Origin of the sequence: Acidicapsa acidisoli (assembly GCF_025685625.1) — a bacterium.
GTDB classification, from domain to species: Bacteria; Acidobacteriota; Terriglobia; order Terriglobales; family Acidobacteriaceae; genus Acidicapsa; species Acidicapsa acidisoli.
The window spans coordinates 869697-888345 of record NZ_JAGSYI010000003.1; the positions used below are offsets into that span (position 1 = coordinate 869697).

Sequence of the window (18649 nt, forward strand, 5' to 3'; positions counted from 1 at the left end):
TGAGATACCCGGTCTCGCAGCGAAATCCCCAGCATCTTCGTCTCCCCGCAGAAGTGACTGCGTTCCGCTCGATTACAAATCTTTACAGGATTACCATTTACAACCGATAGCCGCGACGCGTAGCTTTGAGCCCATTCGCATTTCAGTTCGATAAATCGATTTAAGCGGAGGGAACATGTCGATCGGTCCTTCAAGGAAAAGACTGCTCTGGCTGGCAGCGGCTCTTACAGTTTCGGGATTCCTGGCCACTCCGAAAGCGAGGACGCAACAGCCTGCTGCCTCCGCATCGCAGCCCATGGAGGACGCATCCAATCTGCCCTACATGAATCCCGCGCTGCCCATCGAGCAGCGTGTTGACGACCTGATTCATCGCATGACCCTCGAAGAAAAAGCGACCCAGTTGGTAAACCAGGCGCGCGCCGTTCCGCGGCTCGGCGTGCCCGCTTATGACTGGTGGAGCGAAAGCCTGCACGGCGTTGCGGTCAATGGCACGACGGAGTTTCCGGAGCCGATCGGCCTTGGCGCGACCTTCGATCCAGAGACGATCCACCAGATGGCCATCGCCATCAGCACCGAGGGCCGCATCAAGCATGCGCAGGATGTGCGCGCCGGGCACAGCAATATCTTTGAAGGGCTCGATTTCTGGGCTCCGAACATCAACATCTTTCGCGATCCGCGCTGGGGCCGAGGCCAGGAAACCTATGGCGAAGATCCATTCCTGACAGGCCGCATGGGCGTCGCCTTTGTAACGGGAATGCAGGGTGATGATCCGAAGTACTATCGCGTCATTTCAACGCCCAAGCACTTTGCAGTGCATAGCGGACCGGAGCCGACGCGGCACTTTGCCGATGTGGATGTGAGCAAGCACGACGAGGTGGATACTTATCTGCCGGCCTTCCGCGCCGCGGTAACCGAGGGCAAGGCGGGTTCCGTCATGTGCTCCTATAACTCGATCAACGGCCAGCCCGGATGCGCCAACGAGTTCCTGCTTCAGCGCGAGTTGCGAGGCTTTTGGGGCTTTAACGGATATGTCGTTTCGGACTGCGGCGCGGTAATAGACATCTTCAACGGACACCACTTCCGGCCTACTCAGGCGCAGGCCTCTGCTATCTCGTTGCGAAGAGGCATGGACAACGAGTGCGCCGACTTCTTCGCCAAGGTAACAGACGACCATGATTACAAACCCTACGTGGACGCGGTGAAGCAGGGCTATTTGAACGAAAGCGAGATCGATACCACGCTGCGACGGCTCTTCACGGCGCGCATCAGGCTGGGCATGTTCGATCCACCTGACATGGTGCCGTACACGAAGATCGATGAGAAGGAGATGGACTCGGCGGAGCATCGTGCGCTGGCGCGCAAGCTGGCTAACGAGTCCATGGTGTTGCTCAAGAACGATGGCGTGCTGCCGCTGAAGACAGGGGCTCTGAAAATTGCCGTTGTTGGACCGCTGGCCGACCAGACCAAAGTGCTGCTTGGCAACTACAACGGCGTGCCAACGCATACCGTAAGCGTGATGGAAGGGCTCAAAGCCGAGTTCCCTTCCGCCACCATCAACTACGTCCCAGGAACGCAGTTTCTGCGCGCCGAGGGTGTTCCTGTACCTGCCGCGCTGCTGACCACCCCTGACGGCAAGCCTGGTCTAAAGGAGGATTTCTCGACAGGGGACTTGATGGGCGGCAAACCAACGCCTCTCGCCAGCCGCGTGATCGCAAAGGCCGATTACACGGGCGAGTCTCTTCCCAAAGAAACCGACGGTAAGGTGCCCCTGCTAGTCGGCTGGTCCGGCTTTCTCACTCCCAGCGAAACCGGTGAATACAATCTCGGGTTCCTCGCCGACGGCTTTGCCTCGCTGACCGCCGACGGCAAGCAGGTCGCGCAGGAATATCAGACCGCAGGTGCCGAAGCCAAGACGGGCCGTATCCATCTGGAAAAGGGCAAGAAGGTTGAAATCAAGGTTCAATATGCGGCGATGAGCTTTGGAGGCGGAGCGGCGTCCAAGCCCAAACTCCAACTCATCTGGTCCCCGGTCGACATGAAGCCCTCACCGGCTGCGGCCGCGGCGGCTAAGAACGCGGATGTGGTCGTAGCCGTTGTCGGAATTACAAGCCAGCTTGAGGGCGAAGAGATGCCCGTCAGCGAGGAGGGATTTCTGGGCGGCGACCGCACTAGCCTCGATCTTCCGCATCCGGAGGAAGAACTGCTCGAATCAGTCGCTGCCACGGGCAAGCCGCTTGTCGTGGTGCTGATGAATGGCAGCGCGCTCGGCGTCAACTGGGCCAATCAACATGCGAACGCGATCCTTGAAGCCTGGTACTCCGGCGAAGAAGGCGGCGGTGCGGTTGCGGAAACGTTGAGCGGCAAGAACAATCCAGCGGGAAGGCTGCCGCTAACCTTCTACAAGGATGTAAGTCAACTGCCGCATTTCGAAGACTACTCGATGCATGGGCGAACTTATCGCTACTTCGAGGGCACGCCGCTTTATCCCTTCGGATATGGGCTGAGTTATTCGACCTTCAGTTATAGCAACCTGAAGCTGCCTACAACGCCTCTGAAGGCTGGCGACCCGCTTACTGCGGAGGTTACGGTCACCAACTCCGGCTCGAAGGCCGGCGACGAGGTGGCGCAGCTTTATCTCAGCTTCCCGGATGTCAAAGGCGCGCCAATCCGGGCCTTGCGCGGATTCAAGCGAGTGCATCTGGACGCAGGCGCGAGCCAGACTGTCAAGTTCGAACTGCGTCCGCGCGAGTTGAACATGGTCACGGAGGACGGCGATCCGATCATCGCCGCCGGTAAATACACCGTGTCGGTCGGCGGAGGCCAGCCGAAGACCAGTGCTGCAACTGTAAGTGGAGAGTTTTCGGTGGACGGAACTTTGAAGCTTTCGGAATAACTCAGTAAGGATCATGGGTTGAAGGTGCTCGCCTGATTTGAGATCGATGGGGTCGGCAATAAATGAAGCACTATCGTTCCTCAATTCCGAAAGCAGCCCTGGAGCGCGTAGTTTCCACTCATCAATCTACTGGGAAGAAGCAAAAGGTAGAGTATGTGCTCGGCGATGAAGTGGTTGGCGTTCGTTGGTTCGCTCAAGATGGCTTAATGGGCTCCGAGACCCCGTGGAAGAATGGCGTGCCTCACGGGACCATGTATTACTTCGACGACAGGTTCGACGGATTATTGAGAGTCACCTTCGCTGAGCCCTATCGAAACGGCCTTTCTCATGGCGTCGCGAAGCAATGGTCTGGGTACAATGGAAGACTGATTGGCACCTATTCCATGAAACGCGGTACCGGAATCGACCTTTGGCGGTGTGAAACCTATTCCGGTAAGTCTGTATATCTCCACGAGGCCCGATACATCCAAGGCGGCAAGTGGCATGGCTTTGAATGGTGGCTTGAAGATGACCAGAAATCCGTTCATCAGGAAGCACACTTCTGGGACAACCTTCAGCACGGCATTCGGCGACTGTGGAATAGCGAAGGCAGGCTGAGACGCGGCTATCCCCAATATTGGGTCAAGAACGAACGCGTTTCCAAGCGGCAATACCTCCGCGCCTGTACCCAAGACCCTAATCTGCCGTTGTTCCGTGAGATCGACAACCTTCCGCAAAGAAAATTCCCGTCAGAAGTTCGAGTCGCAATCAAACAAACCGCCAGCCTCCAGCTAGCGGCTAGGGGCTGAAAGCTACTCTCTAACTGAGATTCCCAGTGCTTTCATCTTGCGGTAGAGATGGCTGCGCTCCAGGCCGAGCAGCTCTGCCGCGCGGCTCACGTTGCTTTTGGCCTCTTCCATTTTTTTTAGGATGTAATCGCGCTCGTAGGCGTCCCGCGCCTGTTGCAGCGTCGAGAACTCCTCGCTGATGCGCGCGCTGGATCGCTGCGTCAGCGGCGGCAGGTGCTTTCGTTCTATGCGCAAAGCTCGCGGATTGAGGATCAGCACCCGCTCGACCAGATTTTTGAGCTCCCGCACGTTGCCGGGCCAGCTATGCTGCGCCAGCACCTCCAGCGCTTCTTCGCTGACCTCCATGCGTGGGCGGCCGTATTGCCGACCGAACTCGCGCAGAAACTCGCGCACGAGCGGCGGAATATCCTGCTTACGCTCGCGAAGCGGAGGAACGGAGAACGGGACAACATTGAGCCGGTAAAAAAGGTCTTCGCGGAAGTTTCCCTTGAGGATTTCTTCTTCCAAATTCTTATTGGTCGCTGCGATCACGCGTACATCCACGCGAATCGGCTGCGTTCCGCCAACTGGCGTAAAAAGCTGCTCGTCTAAGGCTGACAGAACCTTGGCCTGCGTCTTGAGACTCATGTCGCCGACTTCATCGAGAAACAGCGTGCCCCCATCGGCGCGCTCCAGCGTTCCGCGCTTCTCGGGACTCGCCGTTGGCGGACCCAGGTTGCTGCCCGATCCCGCCGCCAGCGGATAAGCGCCATGCCGCACGCCAAACAACTCGGCCTCGATGTGCGCCTCCGGAATTGCCGCGCAGTTCAACTCGACGAAGACGCTGTCCCGGCGCAGGCTTTCGGCGTGAATGGCGCGCGCAATCAGCTCCTTGCCGGTTCCCGATTCGCCGTAGATCAGCACTCGCCCATTGGTAGGAGCCATGAGCCGGATCTGCTGGCGCAGGGCCTTCGACGGAACGCTTTCTCCGGTTAAAACGCTTTGCACGGAAAACTGCCGCTTGAACTCCTGATTGTCCCGCCGAAGTCGCCGGGCCTCGACTGCGTTCTTGAGCACGATCAGCGTCCGCTCCAGCGACAGCGGCTTTTCGAGGAAGTCGTAGGCCCCGAGCTTGGTTGCTCTTACCGCCGTCTCAATCGTTCCGTGGCCCGAGATGATGACGACTTCTGGGCGCGCCTCGATTGCCAATGCGTGGACATCGCCGAGGACGTCGAGGCCGTCCCGATCTGGGAGCCAGATATCGAGCAGCACAACGTCATAGGGAGCATCCTGCAGCAGCGTGATCGCTTCCGCCGCAGTGGCCGCCGTTGCAACGCCATATCCCTCTTCGCGAAGGATTTCTTCGAGCGAGGTACGAATCTCCGTCTCGTCATCGACGATCAGAATGTGGTTCATTTCCGTCCGGTCTCACAGGATTTCCGGTGCACTTCGATTGTATTCTGGAGCGTTGCCGCAGAGCGACGAGTGGCGGAATCACCCGGACGTGGGAAAATAGGGTTTGTGCGTGGTTTCCGCATTCCTAACTCAATGGGCCGATCATGTTGAAACGAACCAGGCGAACGAAATTTCACAATCTTCATCCTCACTCCGCCCATGACTTCGCCGGGATTGTACGATGGAAGCTCGGTTTGGCCTCCGAAAACTCTGAAACACCCGCAATCAAGGCTCCCGGCAAGAGTTGGGCGCTCCACACGCCTCCGCAAAAGCCGGCTGCCGGGTCGCCAGAGAAGACGCAGATTCGCCTTACATGGATCGGTCACTCCAGCTTTCTGATCCAGCATCAGGGCCTCAATATCCTGACGGACCCGATCTTCGGAGACTGCCAGCCGATTCCGGTCGGGCGCATGCGCCGCTCAACGCCACCCGGAATTCGGTTTGCCGATCTGCCTCCGATCGACCACGTGCTGATCAGCCACTCTCATTACGACCATCTTGATCTGCCTACGATTCGCAAGCTGGGCAACGGGGTTCGCTACTGGACGCCCGAAGGGCTTTCCCGCTGGTTTCGCAGGCGCGGCATTACTTCCTGCCGCGAGCTTGCCTGGGGCCAGTCCGCGCAGCTTTCCGAGGAGCTTACGATTCATTGCGTCCCGGCGCAGCACGGCTCCGCCCGCACGCTATTTGATCGAAATCGCACCCACTGGTGCGGCTGGGTGATCAAGAGCGCCGATCGGACGGCTTATTTTGCAGGGGACACGGGCTACTCGCCGATCTTTCGCGAAATAGGGGAAGAGTTTGGCGGCTTCGATCTGGCCATGATCCCGATTGGGGCCTACACCCCTCGATGGCTGATGCACCCGGTGCATCTCAACCCCGCGGACGCGGTTCAGGTGCATCTCGATGTCCGGTCCCGGCTGTCGATTGCGTGTCACTGGGGCACATTTCGCCTGGCGGATGAACCACCTGAGGAGCCGCCGGCTCTGCTGGCGCACGAACTGGCGGAGGCTCATGTCGATCCGAGCAAGTTTCTCGCGATTCAGCCGGGGGATGCTGTCGAGGTTTGAGATCGGCTCGATCCAAGTAGCAAATGTTATCCCAAACCATCGGCGGCCAATGCTGACGTTTCAACTTCGGAGTTGCCGTCGATGGTGGCGGAAACGGAGTTCTCCATCACGGGCAGACACAGCAGGAAGCGGGCGCCCTTTGGCGTATTCGCCTCGGCGCGGATCGATCCGTGATGCTCCTGCGCAATCTTCGCGGCAATGGACAGACCCAGTCCCGTGCCCCGCTGCTTGGTGGAGTAGAACGGCAGAAACAGGCGCTCGCGAATGTCATCCGTAAGCCCGTGACCGGTGTCGCAGACGGCGACCTCGACCGACATTCCGTCTTCGCTCAATCCTGTCGTCACGGTCAATTCGCGCAGCAGGCTGGTCTGCATCGCTTCGGCTGCGTTGTCTATGAGGTTGGCGAGCGCACGCTTGACGGCGTCTGGATCGGCCATTACCTGCGGCAGGGCAGGTTCCATCCTCTTGCGGGTTGTAATTCCGTCGAGACGCCCGGAAAACAGCAGCAGTGCGTCGTCGACAATCTGATTCATGTCGCAAGGGCGCGGCTGCGGCGCCGGAAACTGGGCCAAGGCGGCGAACTGATCCACCAGCGAACGCAGTGTGCCGACACAGCCGAGAATCACCTCGCTGCACTTGCGAATCACGCTCGGCGACTCTTCCGTGGCGCGATCGAGATGCCTGCGAATCCGCTCGGCGGAGAGCGCAATCGGCGTCAACGGATTCTTGATCTCATGTGCGACGCGTTGCGCCACTTCCTTCCAGGCCAATTGCCGCTGCGCGCGCAACAGTTCGGTGGTGTCTTCCACGACCAGCACCGAACCTTGTTTATCCTGGCCGAGTTCGAGGCGCGCGCTGGTGACTGCCAGATGCATCACGCGCCCGAGGGCACGCGTTTCCACTTCGATGGACGCTGCGCCCATGCGGTGGCTGCGGCGAATGACCCGGGACAGGTCGTCGCTGCAATCGGCGGGAAAAAGCGTCTCAATCTGCCGACCGCTCAGGTCGCTCTCTTCGCGATGCCCGGTGAGCGCAGAAAATGCCCGGTTGGCGAGCAGAATCGCTCCGGTTCGATCCAACGTGACGACGCCGCTGGGAATCGTCTCAAGAATCGTCTCCAGTTCCCGGCGGCGCTCTTCAAGAGCCTGATTGGCAGCGGAAAGCTGCTCCCGCGAACTCTCGGCCATGTGCCGGCTGCTCTCCAGATCCTGAGCCATGTGGTTGAAGGCACGGACCAGTTCGGCCATTTCGCCGCCTGACTCGACGGCGACCCGCCGGCCGAGCTTGCCATCGGCGATCTCGTCCATGGCATCGGCCAGTGCTTCGACGGGCCGCGTGATCTGTTTCGACAAGAACAGCGCCAGCCACATGCTGCTGAAAAAGACAAGCGTGGTGATCAGGAGCAGCATGAAGATGTAGGTCCAGCGAATGCTGTTGCGGGAGCGAAACAAAGCCCAGTACTGGCTGGCTCCGATACGGATCTGGCTGGCCGTCTCGCTGAGCCCCTGCGGCATCGGCAACCCGACCACCACCAGCCTTCCGCCGGGGGTGACGGCGATGCCGGAGGCGAACTCCCGCTTTTGCTGCCCGTCGTCGACGATCAAAATCGGCTCGTCGCTGCGCTGCGCCACGGCCAGGAGATCGGAGTAAACGGGCCCTTGCAGCGGGGTTGCGTCCGATTTGCCATCATCGAGCCAGGGCAACAGGCTGCGCTTGCTGCTCTCGGCGGGCAGTTGGTAGCCGAGCACTCCCTGCCGAACTCCCTGCAAGCCCTGCCCATAGACGGCGACATAACCGCCCTCAAGCGTAATCCGGCGGGAGTGAATCTCGGCGTTGGCGGCTTCGACGTCTTTGTCCAGCGCTCCTGAGGTTGCAATTGCCTCGGCCTCCAACCGTGCATTCGAAGAGGCATAATGCGCTAATTCCAATACGACGCGCGTCGAGTCCTCGCGCAGCTCCGAGGTAGGCTGCGAGAACCACCGGTCTACCGAGCGATTCAGCAATTGAAAGCTGAAGAGATACATGAAGGCCGCCGGAGCCAGCGCAATGAGCGCCGCGCCCAGAACCATGCGGGTGCGCAGGCGCGAGCCGAGCGCACGGCTTCGCTGATCGACAAAGAGCTTGAGGATGTTGCGGATGAGGAGAACCAGAAGCAACAGCAGCAGCAGAAAGACGATCACCGACATTGCGGTGAAGACGAGAATATCGCTTGTGGTCTGCGGAGTCAGAAAGGGATATTTGCTTGTGTTGAAGGCTTGCAGAGCCACCAGAGCCGCGAAAATGACAAATGCCCCCGCCGCCAGCCAGGCGATTGTTCTACGACGTGAGCTGCCGAAAAGGGACATGGCGAGATTATAGGCTGACGGGCGTCGTAAACGTCCGGAATCGATGCGAGTCAGATCGTGTCGATTTTAGTCTGCCGCACTTATTCGACGCTGGCGCGATCCTAAAGTCTCTCCGGTACAATCGGCGGGAGAGACTCCAGGAGCCAGCGAGGAAATTTCCCGTGAACGAATTAGCCCGAGCACTCATCGGAAGCAGCGCATTTGCCCCGGCCGCAAACATTCTTCAGGCAATTCCCGAAAGCGCAGCACAGGAAAAGCCTGGCGCCGCGCTCGGCGCCTCTCCGCGATCCATCTACGAAGAGGTCTGGCATATGGCTTTCTGGCAAGAGATCAGTTTGGATTGGGTACAAGGAAAGCCCACGCCCTACCCGGCCCACGCTACTGAGGGATTTCCGGCGAATTTCGATGAGCCGTGGGAAAGTCTTCGCGGACGGTTTCTTGCCGGGACACAAAACGCCGCCGCGATCGCCAACGACACGGATAGGCTGGAAATTCTTGTCGCCTGTCCCACCAATCCGGAGCGCAACCGGCCCACGGACATGACGGTTCGTGAGCAACTGGAAAGCCTCGCCGCTCACAACGCCTATCACCTGGGCCGCGTCGTGCTGTTGCGCCAGTTGCTTGGAAGCTGGCCCCCGCCTGACGGCGGGGACTCGTGGTAGCTAGATTGGCAAACTAGATCTGTGACGATCCCATCGGGGTCAGGATTAGGTTGGTGATGTTACTTACCGTTGGTTCGAAGCCATAACGCGGATCGGCCGAGAGTTTCTTCCACTCCGGATTGCTCCCGAAGGCTTCCCACTTGGTATTCAGCTCTTCGAGGTTATCGAGGCCAAGCATGTAGGTCAGCGCAGGCAGCCGCGAACCGATGAGCGCGTCGCCGTAAAATACCGAGTGCAAACCGGCGGATTTGAAGAAATCGAACTCGCCGTGGTGGAACATCTCCACCTTGCGGACATGATCGCGATAGCTCGGGCTCTCGTAGGTTCGCAGTTGGAATATTCGCTTGGCCTTGGTCGTCGAGCTGGCTGGCAGGGTCAGCTTTGGCCAGCCCTCAAAAGCGATATAGAGCGAGCTTTCGACGCGGATAAATGCAGGATCGCTTGCCGGTGCATTCCAGAATGGGTCAGCAGCCTTCTGGAATTCCGCGTCTTCCGCCAGATGCAGATCGGCGGTCACGAGCGCTTCTACCGATGAGCCTGGAATCAGCAGATAATACGTCGGAGTTTCCGGCCCGATGTTTACCGAAAACGCGCCAATCGGCCCGAATCCCATCCGGCCCAGCGCCGGAATCAGAGCTTGGGAAAAGTAATTTCCAGTCAGCTTCGTCTGCGGACCGTTTTGCATCTTGTATTGCCGAATCTGGTAGAACTCACGAGCGGTAGAGGCGGAACTCTGCGCCTTGGCGTCACGCGCCAAGGCCAGAGCTGAGGTTGCAAGAGAAGCAGCTAGAAACTGACGACGTTGCACAGAAACCCCCGTAGATAATTTTTAAGAACAGGGATAATTATGCACTACGCCAGCACCTCCGCGGGCGCGGTCCATGCGCGGCCCTGTGACTCGGCAACTCCGCGATGAGTCAGAGTTCCCTTCCAGACATTCAACCCTTCGGCGAGGCCCGCATCGGCGCGCAGCGCCTCGGCTGCACCCTGGTTGGCAAGGCGCAACAGATAGGGGAAGGTAGCGTTGGTCAGCGCCAGCGTCGAGGTATGCGGCACCGCTCCCGGCATATTGGTCACGCAGTAATGAACCACGCCGTCCACAACATACGACGGATCGGAGTGAGACGTTGGACGCGCCGTTTCCACGCAGCCGCCCTGGTCGATAGCCACGTCCACAATGACTGCGCCCTTCTTCATCTTGCTCACCATTGCCTTGGTCACGATTTTTGGAGCTGTAGCGCCCGGAATGAGCACTCCGCCGATCACCAGATCCGCTTCGCGGGTTGCGCGGCCGACGTTATAGCTGTTCGAAGCGAGCGTGTGCAGCCGCCCGACAAAAATATCATCCAGCTCGCGCAGGCGGTTCAGGCTGACATCCACCAGCGTCACATGCGCGCCCATGCCCACTGCAATTTTAGCCGCATTGGTGCCGACGATTCCGCCGCCGATGATGCAGACGTTCGCGGGAGGCACACCCGGTACGCCGCCGAGCAGAATACCGCGTCCGCCCTTTTCTTTTTCGAGATAGGATGCGCCTACCTGCACACTCATCCGGCCAGCGACTTCGCTCATGGGAGTCAGCAATGGCAGCGTGTTCGCGCGGTCTCGCACTGTTTCATAGGCAATTCCGATCACCTTGGACGCAAGTAGAGCATCGGTGAGGCCAGGCAGCGGAGCAAGGTGGAGATAGGTGAACAGCACGAGCCCTTCGCGGAAGAAGACGTATTCGCTTTCGACCGGCTCCTTCACCTTTACGATCGTCTCGGCATTGGCCCAGACGTGCCCGGCTTCGCCTACGATCTCCGCCCCGGCTTCCTGATATTCATGGTCCGGAAAACCCGATTGCGCACCCGCATGTGTCTCGACCAGCACAGTATGCCCCGCTTCGACAAGCGCCTTTGCGCCTGCCGGAGTTACGCCTACGCGTGCTTCGTGATCCTTAATTTCTTTCGGTACTCCAATAATCATCCAACAATCTCCATATTCCAGGTCCTGCGTTTTTCTCGCACTGGCTACCATTGTAGATGCCGGACCACTCTTCTAGGTGCGACTCCAACCCCACCATCGGTTTGCCGCTGCCTCCGACAAAAAATCGGGCAGTAGGTCAGTTTAGAATTCACAGACCGAACCAGCGTTGAAGTAACGCGTCAATTTCGGTGAAACCGACCACACGACCGCGAGTCGCTATGTTTCGAGACGTTCAGCGCATTCGAGTAGCTGCTCAGGAAGACAGCCGAAGTTGCTGGCAACGTCAGGGCTGGTAACCGTATCGTGCAAAGCCTCGCCCATCTTCGCCAGTACGTCATGGAAATCATCAGGCAAGTCTTGATCTGACCAATGATGCTCCCCGTCGTCGGAACAGAAGAATAGGTCAGCCGCCCAACAGTTTGCGCTCGTCCGCCCTTCGCCGCTGAGGTATTGAAGCAGTTCCACAAGGCTGTTCTTCAAGGCTAGCAAGTTGACAGGACTCGTGCCCACGTCGTTGTGGACGCGGAGCACGAGGGGCTTCAACTCTTGCAACACTGCTTCCCCACCACGAGTCCTAGCGACGGAACTCCAAACCTGCTCAAAGTCCTTCATCTTCTCTCTCTGGAGCTATCTGAAACATATCAAGAAAAGAGTTCTGAGAGGATGACCGGCTATCCGAAAGCTACTGATCCAACCGTGTGGATTCAAACTGCCCCATGACCGAAAATCGCGGAAGGGCGATGCCGATCCTCAACCCGAGAAATACTGGGAAAAACGGCAATCGACCAAATCCCTGCATTCGTAAGCCATAGCATCCGCGATCAGGATCGACTTCGGCACCGCCAACGAATCTGTCGCGCTGGCCGATCGCGGCCAGCGCGAGCTGGTTTCTTTCACCCTCTAGAAGAAATGCGGCTTGCACTCCTTCTGGTCGGCGACTCCGGTAAGTTCATTGTTGGCCGCGGTAAGTGTACGGCTGTAGCACCCGCCCAGCGAGTCCTGATAGATATACGTCTGCTTGCTGGTTTGGCCGGAGTTAGGCCCGAGCGAGAAGCCGGTAGGCGAGGCCACGAACGTAGCCGTATCGCCCGAAGTCAGCACATTGCTGACATTCGAATGGAAGATAGGAAATCCCTCCAGTGTCTCGGTCTCATCCCGCAGAAAATTCTGCCCGACGGTAGTGACCTGGCCGATATTGCCATTCGACTCCACTGTCTCGAGAAAGTTGATGTTGAAGGGATACGAGACATGCGTCTCCTTGGCCGTAACCAGGAAACCTGCCTGCGTCGTTGTCTTCGCATTCACGGTCGAGGTTTGCACCACGCCCTGACCGAATGTCGTGGCGGAGGAGGTGACGGTCTGCGCATTGCTGAAGTTCACCTTCTCATCGATCTTCGTGCTCACCCGTCCATGCGAAGTATTCACCCAGCCGGAGATGGTAAAGTCTTGTGCGCTGGTCACAGTCACTTCGCCCCCGCCATTGCCGCTGGCATCGAAGACAACGTTATTCACCACCACCGGATTCGGGGCGGTCAGCGTGTTTTCCGTCACCTCGCCCGTTACCTTCTTGCTTCCGTGATCCTCATACAACACCAAGGTAGCCACGGTGCTGAAGAATTGGAAAGCGTTGTAGACGGTTACGCCGATCGTATGCGGTTGCCCATTGCTCAAGAGACCCGCGAAAGGCGTCAGATCCACGCGATAGGGCAGCAGGTTGAGCGTCTGCACGCCGGGAATCGGAATCCACAGGCCTGGGTCCACTCCGCCGGTGTAGATCCAGGGAAAGACCGGCGCAACTCCAGCGGGCGTGCCGTCGATGCTTATATTCACCTGGCGAAAATCCGTGTTGCCGCAGTCGCCCACATCGCTCGCAACACTGTTCGGCAAGCAGAGAAACCACTGCTCTTCCTGATTCTGGCTCTGCGCGATCACGTCAAGATAGGCGCTCTCAACATTGGTCGGCAGGGTAAAGGTCTCGGTGTACTCGGGGTTCGCGTTGTTGAGGATGACGCTGTCATTTCCATCCTGCGTCACAGGTAGCACCACGTCGGCTGTGCGCGGCACCGGGTTGATAAAGTTTGCCGGGTAGAACTCCAGCTTGAAGGTGCCGAAGATAATCGAGTTCAGCCCATCTTCCCCGATGATGTTGCCCAGGCTCGCGAAGCCGGCTTGCGGAGTCTTGAAGAGTGCGCTGTAGTCTGTCAGATCGCGCTCGACGTGCCAGGTATCCGTTAACTTCGCAAGGGGCTCGGCGGTTGTTCCGAAGTAGATATTCACATTGCCAAGGAAAAGCTGCCCGGTGCGGTCAAATTGCACGCCAGGCTGAATGGAAAAGTCTCCTGTGAAGACAACCTTCGCCCAGGGACCGGGGCATGCGGCCGGCGGCGTGTATGTGTAGGTTGGGTTATTGAAATTCTCGAAAGCCTGGTTGGCCAGCAGAGTCACGACACAAGGCTTGGTGTTGGGCCGGGGCACGGCCGGATCGGCTGTGGCCTCAAGCGACGAGCCTAGCTGGAACTGGCTCGACGAGCTGGCTGCATTGTTGGTTTGAGAGTGAAGCGTGCTGGCCACAGCAAGGACTGAGATTGCAACAAGCAGGCGTCTCCGGGAGGGAGCCGTCTGGAGTCTTGATCGCATAGTGATTTCCCTTCTGGTTGAATTTCGAGTGAGCCCCTTCGAACGTCGGGAAGAATAACTCGCCGCACGGAGCGCAGTCTATCTTTTTGAAAAAAACGCGCAACTCTGAATGCACAGATTGAAGTTCATCGTCATAATTCCGCGAGAAACGATCAAACATTGTCAGAATCGATTCGCGCGACAGTCGATCACAAATTGGGAAATAATGGGGAAATGCGGCAATCGACCAAATCCCTCCATGCTCAAGCCATCGCATCGCCTATCGGGATCGACTTCGGCACCACGAACAGCTCCGTGGCGCTCGCCCGTGGCGGCCAGATTGAGCTTGTCCGCTTCGCTCGGCGGAGTGGTGAAACCGAGTCCTTCCGCTCCGTCCTTTACCTCGAACGCGTCCGCCAGGACGGCCATTTGCGCATCGGGAGCTGGACAGGACCCACGGCAATCGAACACTACCTGGATGCCGAGAAAAAGGGCCGGCTGATCCAGTCGCTGAAGAGCTACCTGAGCAGCAGCAACCTCACCGGCACCGAAATTCTTGGCCGGCACTTCAGCTTTGAGAACCTGATCTCGCGCATCCTGACAGATCTTCGCTTGAACGCGGAGCGCCAATTCGGAAGGGATATTCGTTACGCCATGGTCGGCCGCCCCGTGCGCTTCGTTGGCGCGGAATCCGCAGAGGACGATGCCTTTGCCGTCGGACGCCTGCAACGCGCTTTTGAGTTTGCTGGTTTCGAAAAGGTCGAGTTCGCCATGGAGCCGGTCGCGGCGGCTTATGCCTACGAGTCGACGCTGGACCACGATGAGCTGATCCTGATTGGCGACTTCGGCGGTGGTACGAGTGACTTTTCGCTGCTTCGTGTCGGCCCCGGAATTCGCAAGCGTGGCCGCAGTCCGCAGGATCTGCTGGGCAACAGCGGACTCGGACTCGCTGGAGACGCCTTTGATGCGCGTATCGTACGCAAGCTGGTTTCTCCGGCGCTTGGCGCGGGAACGCTGCTGCATCCGGCGAGCAAGATGCTCCCCGCTGTTCCGGCGTGGATTTACCTGAATCTGGAGCGATGGCACTATCTGTCCTTCCTGCGCACGCGCAATGTCACCGAGATCCTGAAGAGCGCCCGCGTCCGGGCGATGGAGCCGGATAAGATCGAGGCGCTGATTACGCTGGTGGATGAGGATCTTGGATTTCAGTTGCATCAGGCTGTGCAGCGACTCAAGTTCGAATTATCGAGCGCAGAGACGGCGGAGTTTCGGTTTGTCGACGGCACGCTGGAGTTGCGCAAGGCAGTGACTCGCGCCGAGTTTGAAAGCTGGATAGCCGATGACCTGGCTGCGATTGAAGGCTGCGTGGATTCGCTCTTCGACAGCTCCAGCGTTGGTTATGCGGACGTCGACCGAGTCTTTCTTACCGGCGGGACTTCGTTTGTGCCTGCTGTGCGCGGTATCTTTGAGCGGCGGTTTGGCGTGGACCGCGTTCGCAGCGGGAATGAGTTTACGTCTGTAGCTCGCGGACTGGCTTTGCGGGCGGAAGAGTCTCTGTCCGACGCACGCCATAGTTAGTGACGCATGCTATTGCCCGCTGAATGCTGAGTGCCCGGGGCGGTCAGGTAGCGGCTCGCGAAAGTGATGAACGTCGGCCAGTTCGGCGCGGGCGTGTGACCGCCGGAGTGCTGGCGAAAGGCCAGGTCTCCATCAATGAGCGGGGTTTCGATAGGTGGGAAGGTCGTCGTGCCCATATCTTTTTTGCCGAGAAGTTTGTAGACAGGGCCCGCCGCCGCAGCAGCCATGAACATGCCTCTAGCGTCGATCCAGCCGTCGCCATCGCTGGGATGACCGCTCACGCCATTCGTCGCTCCGCCGCTGATAAAGACAGGACGCGGTGCGCAGAGAGCGATCAGTTCATGAGAATCGACGGGCAGATCGTTGGGGTGGAGCGGACCGGCGTATTTGAGAAAGTTACCCGCCATCCAGTGATATTCCTGCGTTCCGGCTACGTTTTCCAGCATCTCGCCCCAGTGCCTGCGATAGAGCGCTGCTCCACCTGCGCCGGACGAGCTGATGTAGCCGATGGCGAAGCGCTGGTCGTAGGCCATGGTGACTAGGGCAGCCTTGCCGTAGCGCGAATGACCCGTGATTCCAACCTCCTTGGCGTTTACGGCTTTGTCGGTTTCGAGGTAATCGAGAGCACGGCTGGCTCCCCACGCCCAGGCTCGCAGCGCGCCCCAGTCGTCGGGCTTGCGGTACTGGCCTTTGTTGCACAACCCGATGATTCCCTCCCGCAGACCAGCGCCGTTGTCAGCCTGGATTGTCGTGGGAATCAATTCCGCGTAGCCCCATCCCTTGGCCAGAACCTGCTGCTGCCACGTTGGGCCAACCTGCGACGGTAGGGCGAAGTTGGGGAAACGCTTGCGCATGGCCGCCAGGAAGGCTGGATCGAGGCCAAATTCAATAATGACCGGCACCGGACCTTTCGCATCGGCCGGCGTAGAGACAGAGAAGTCGATATTGACGGTGATCGCGGGGTCCGCCGAGTTGTCGACGTGGCCGATCAGCTTCTTCGTTACGACGCTGAAGTCGCCGTTCTTTTCGGTGGTTGTGCTCACCATCTCCCACGTAACCTTCGGAGTGTGCGCGGGAACGCGGCCGTAGATTTCGCGGTCGAAATCCTCAACGATCTCGGGACGGCGCTGCTTCCACCACTCCTTCGCGGATGTTACTTTCTTGCCGTCCTTGAGGGTCAGCAGATCCGGCAGATCAGGAAAGGGATTAGCCTTCGATTCGTCGTAATTGGCGAAGTTGGGGGCACTGGGGTCAGTTCCGTTCGCGCCGCCGCGAAGTGAGGCGATATGGAGCTGATCCATCATTTGCTGATGATCGGCTTCCGAGGCTGCCTGCTGTGCGAGTTGTTCTGGAGTGGGCGCGAGACGGGTGGGCGGAGTTGCAGGAGCGGCTGGCGTCGCAGATGCAGCCTGTCCAATTGCCTGGGACACAAATGGCGCTGCGTAGGCGAAAAGAGCGGAGAGGAACAGCAGGCGGGACAGCTTCCATTTCGGAGTGGGCACGTGATCGCTCCTTGGGATTTACTACGGGACGCGAAGGAATGACGCACGAAGGATATCGATTCTGTAGGGCTTTGACAAACTTTGACAAATTGGGCCGAAAACCAACACGGCAGACTCTCAAGTCAGGAATGAAAGCCGCGACTTCGACATTCGCTGCGAACTCATTTATTTCCATTGATACCTGCGAAGTTCCGGGAACAACTGGCATGTTCGCGGCGTAGAAGAGATTGACGTGATCAAGCTTCCATATCGTCGCCCCACTGATTTCAAAGGAGAATCCGATGCGTAAGCCCTTCGGCGTTATCGCTCTGTTCATCCTGCTTTGTCTCGCGGTTCCCGGCAGTTTTGCAAAGACTCCGTCGACTCCCAAGAGCGGAACAGGCACGATCGTCATTGTCTTCAAGGATGGCCACCGGCAGAGCTTCAATCTGGGCGATATTGAGCGGGTGGAGTTTCCGGTCGGCTCAGATGCGACCGGTTCGACTGGTAGCACTAGTTCCGTGACGCCGACCCGCGAGCATTTCCTGGGCAAGTGGGAGGTCGGTGAGGGCAACGGCAGCGGCAACTACTTCTTCATCACGCTCAAGGAAAGCGGAGATGCGGAGCGATCCCTGGGCGACATTCATGGAAAGTGGGTCTATGTGGATGGCGAAGCACGCGTGACCTGGGACGACGGCGCGCAGGACGCAATCCGCAAGGTCGGGACAAAGCATGAGAAATTCGCCTACAGAGCCGGCAAATCCTTCACGGATACACCGGATAACGTAACCGCTGCGCGCAATACAACTCCGCATCCCATTTAGGGAGTTCTCTTCCTTCCGCTGACAGCTCGATCCGATCAGGCGAGGGCCAGATTCAGGTTATCGATGGCTTCGTCGACCTCTGCCGTGCTCTTGTAACCAACGGTAACGCAGTCGACGCCGGCAGTTTTGAACGCGAAGCGCATGGCCTTCTGTCGGTCTTCGTGATTGAAGACACCTTCGCCGACAAGCTTCATGCTGATGACGCCCATGCCTTCTTTGCGCGCCTGATGGACGTGGGTGACGACTTCGCTGACATTGCCGAGCATCGGGGCGTCGGGAACCTCGGCATCCATGCGGGTGCCGTTGTGATTGACGCGAATCATGGCGACCTTGAGCCACTCGTTGCCGGGAACGAGGCGCAGCGCCGGAAGCCCGTGAACCGATGCGCCATGGCTGACGATGACTTTTCTGGATTCCGCTTCGAGGATTGCGTCCTGCCACTTGCGTGTGTCAGTGGGCCAGGTGGGCGTGTGCTGGTAGTGCAGCAGCATGATATCGAAGTAGTCGGTCTTGGCTAGGGTGCGGAGTTCGTCGAATTTCTGCTGCGGATCGACCTCGTGATACGTCGTGACCTTGGACATGATGCGATAGCTCTCGCGGGGCAGTCCCTGAAGGGCGATGCCGAGCATCTTGTGCATTTCGCCGTAGGACTCAGAGGTTTCGAAGAATCGGATGCCGCGATCATAGGCGTGGCGCACCAGCCGCGTGAACTGCTCCTGGCCGAGATCCCGCTGAACCTGTCCGCTCATGCTGCCGGTGCCGAAGGCGAGGCGCGTTACTTTCACATCAGACCGGCCAAGCGTAACCCAGTCCGTCGCCGTCTGCCGTTCCGCATTCAGAGAAAGGCTGCCTGCGCCTGCAATGGCGCCGGCTGCGAGCGAAGTTTTGAGGAAATCACGCCGGGAGAATTGGGAAGTTTGAGCCATGGGAACGAGCCTCCGATGGGCCGAATCTTACCACAGCTTATGAATCCCATGGATAAACCTTTGA

14 protein-coding genes are annotated in these 18649 nt (G+C 58.7%); 6 read left to right on the plus strand and 8 right to left on the minus strand.

The genetic code is table 11. The features are described 5' to 3' along the window. Window positions 1–175 precede the first annotated feature (175 nt). Window positions 176–2893 carry a glycoside hydrolase family 3 C-terminal domain-containing protein gene (locus OHL23_RS21460; protein ID WP_263354012.1) on the plus strand — a complete coding sequence of 906 codons (2718 nt, stop codon included), beginning with the start codon at window positions 176–178 and terminating at the stop codon, window positions 2891–2893. Window positions 2894–3048: 155 nt separating this feature from the next. Beyond that, window positions 3049–3681: a toxin-antitoxin system YwqK family antitoxin gene (locus tag OHL23_RS21465; RefSeq protein WP_263354013.1), complete on the plus strand. Its 633-nt coding sequence runs from the start codon at window positions 3049–3051 to the stop codon at window positions 3679–3681. Between the two features lie 3 nt (window positions 3682–3684). On the opposite strand, the gene OHL23_RS21470 is transcribed toward OHL23_RS21465, so the two are convergent. Next, the gene (locus OHL23_RS21470) at window positions 3685–5076 is read right to left on the minus strand and encodes a sigma-54-dependent transcriptional regulator (RefSeq protein WP_263354014.1); all 1392 of its coding nucleotides are present in this window, start codon (window positions 5074–5076) and stop codon (window positions 3685–3687) included. Between the two features lie 143 nt (window positions 5077–5219). On the opposite strand from OHL23_RS21470, the gene OHL23_RS21475 reads away from it, so the two are divergent. Then, window positions 5220–6185, plus strand: a complete 966-nt coding sequence (locus tag OHL23_RS21475; protein ID WP_263354015.1) for an MBL fold metallo-hydrolase — start codon at window positions 5220–5222, stop codon at window positions 6183–6185. Window positions 6186–6211: 26 nt separating this feature from the next. On the opposite strand, the gene OHL23_RS21480 is transcribed toward OHL23_RS21475, so the two are convergent. Beyond that, complete coding sequence (locus OHL23_RS21480) at window positions 6212–8530, minus strand: sensor histidine kinase (protein ID WP_263354016.1); 2319 nt, start codon at window positions 8528–8530, stop codon at window positions 6212–6214. A gap of 161 nt (window positions 8531–8691) precedes the next feature. On the opposite strand from OHL23_RS21480, the gene OHL23_RS21485 reads away from it, so the two are divergent. Then, on the plus strand, window positions 8692–9192 hold the full coding sequence (locus OHL23_RS21485) for a DinB family protein (RefSeq protein ID WP_263354017.1): 501 nt from the start codon (window positions 8692–8694) through the stop codon (window positions 9190–9192). A gap of 13 nt (window positions 9193–9205) precedes the next feature. On the opposite strand, the gene OHL23_RS21490 is transcribed toward OHL23_RS21485, so the two are convergent. From OHL23_RS21490 to OHL23_RS21505, 4 genes are all read right to left on the minus strand, one after another. After that, a complete protein-coding gene (locus tag OHL23_RS21490) occupies window positions 9206–10000 on the minus strand; it encodes an NIPSNAP family protein (RefSeq protein ID WP_263354018.1) in 795 nt (264 codons plus the stop codon). A gap of 44 nt (window positions 10001–10044) precedes the next feature. After that, on the minus strand, window positions 10045–11160 hold the full coding sequence (gene ald, locus OHL23_RS21495) for an alanine dehydrogenase (protein ID WP_263354019.1): 1116 nt from the start codon (window positions 11158–11160) through the stop codon (window positions 10045–10047). A 216-nt stretch (window positions 11161–11376) separates the two neighbouring features. Next, entirely contained in the window at window positions 11377–11772 is a 396-nt protein-coding gene (locus OHL23_RS21500) for a hypothetical protein (protein ID WP_263354020.1), read from the minus strand. Window positions 11773–12060: 288 nt separating this feature from the next. Further along, entirely contained in the window at window positions 12061–13797 is a 1737-nt protein-coding gene (locus tag OHL23_RS21505) for a peptide-N4-asparagine amidase (protein ID WP_263354021.1), read from the minus strand. A 213-nt stretch (window positions 13798–14010) separates the two neighbouring features. Between OHL23_RS21505 and OHL23_RS21510 the strand changes: the two genes are divergently transcribed. Further along, window positions 14011–15354, plus strand: coding sequence for an Hsp70 family protein (locus OHL23_RS21510; protein WP_263354022.1), 1344 nt, complete (start codon window positions 14011–14013; stop codon window positions 15352–15354). On the opposite strand, the gene OHL23_RS21515 is transcribed toward OHL23_RS21510, so the two are convergent. Beyond that, on the minus strand, window positions 15351–16856 hold the full coding sequence (locus tag OHL23_RS21515; protein ID WP_263354023.1) for a glucuronyl esterase domain-containing protein: 1506 nt from the start codon (window positions 16854–16856) through the stop codon (window positions 15351–15353). The two genes, OHL23_RS21510 and OHL23_RS21515, sit on opposite strands and share 4 nt — an antisense overlap. Window positions 16857–17137: 281 nt before the next feature. On the opposite strand from OHL23_RS21515, the gene OHL23_RS21520 reads away from it, so the two are divergent. After that, window positions 17138–17659 carry a hypothetical protein gene (locus OHL23_RS21520; RefSeq protein WP_263354024.1) on the plus strand — a complete coding sequence of 174 codons (522 nt, stop codon included), beginning with the start codon at window positions 17138–17140 and terminating at the stop codon, window positions 17657–17659. Window positions 17660–17694: 35 nt separating this feature from the next. Here the strand turns inward: OHL23_RS21520 and OHL23_RS21525 are convergent, their stop codons facing one another. Continuing rightward, the gene (locus OHL23_RS21525; RefSeq protein ID WP_263354025.1) at window positions 17695–18585 is read right to left on the minus strand and encodes an aldo/keto reductase; all 891 of its coding nucleotides are present in this window, start codon (window positions 18583–18585) and stop codon (window positions 17695–17697) included. Between the last annotated feature and the right edge of the window lie 64 nt (window positions 18586–18649).

Bases quoted from the DNA above. Each gene is read 5' to 3' on its own strand.
- OHL23_RS21480 (WP_263354016.1), bottom strand. From the start codon at position 8,530: ATGTCCCTTTTCGGCAGCTCACGTCGTAGAACAATCGCCTGGCTGGCG.
- ald (WP_263354019.1), bottom strand. From the start codon at position 11,160: ATGATTATTGGAGTACCGAAAGAAATTAAGGATCACGAAGCACGCGTA.
- OHL23_RS21475 (WP_263354015.1), top strand. From the start codon at position 5,220: ATGTTGAAACGAACCAGGCGAACGAAATTTCACAATCTTCATCCTCAC.
- OHL23_RS21520 (WP_263354024.1), top strand. From the start codon at position 17,138: ATGCGTAAGCCCTTCGGCGTTATCGCTCTGTTCATCCTGCTTTGTCTC.
- OHL23_RS21470 (WP_263354014.1), bottom strand. From the start codon at position 5,076: ATGAACCACATTCTGATCGTCGATGACGAGACGGAGATTCGTACCTCG.
- OHL23_RS21525 (WP_263354025.1), bottom strand. From the start codon at position 18,585: ATGGCTCAAACTTCCCAATTCTCCCGGCGTGATTTCCTCAAAACTTCG.
- OHL23_RS21460 (WP_263354012.1), top strand. From the start codon at position 176: ATGTCGATCGGTCCTTCAAGGAAAAGACTGCTCTGGCTGGCAGCGGCT.
- OHL23_RS21505 (WP_263354021.1), bottom strand. From the start codon at position 13,797: ATGCGATCAAGACTCCAGACGGCTCCCTCCCGGAGACGCCTGCTTGTT.
- OHL23_RS21500 (WP_263354020.1), bottom strand. From the start codon at position 11,772: ATGAAGGACTTTGAGCAGGTTTGGAGTTCCGTCGCTAGGACTCGTGGT.
- OHL23_RS21510 (WP_263354022.1), top strand. From the start codon at position 14,011: ATGCGGCAATCGACCAAATCCCTCCATGCTCAAGCCATCGCATCGCCT.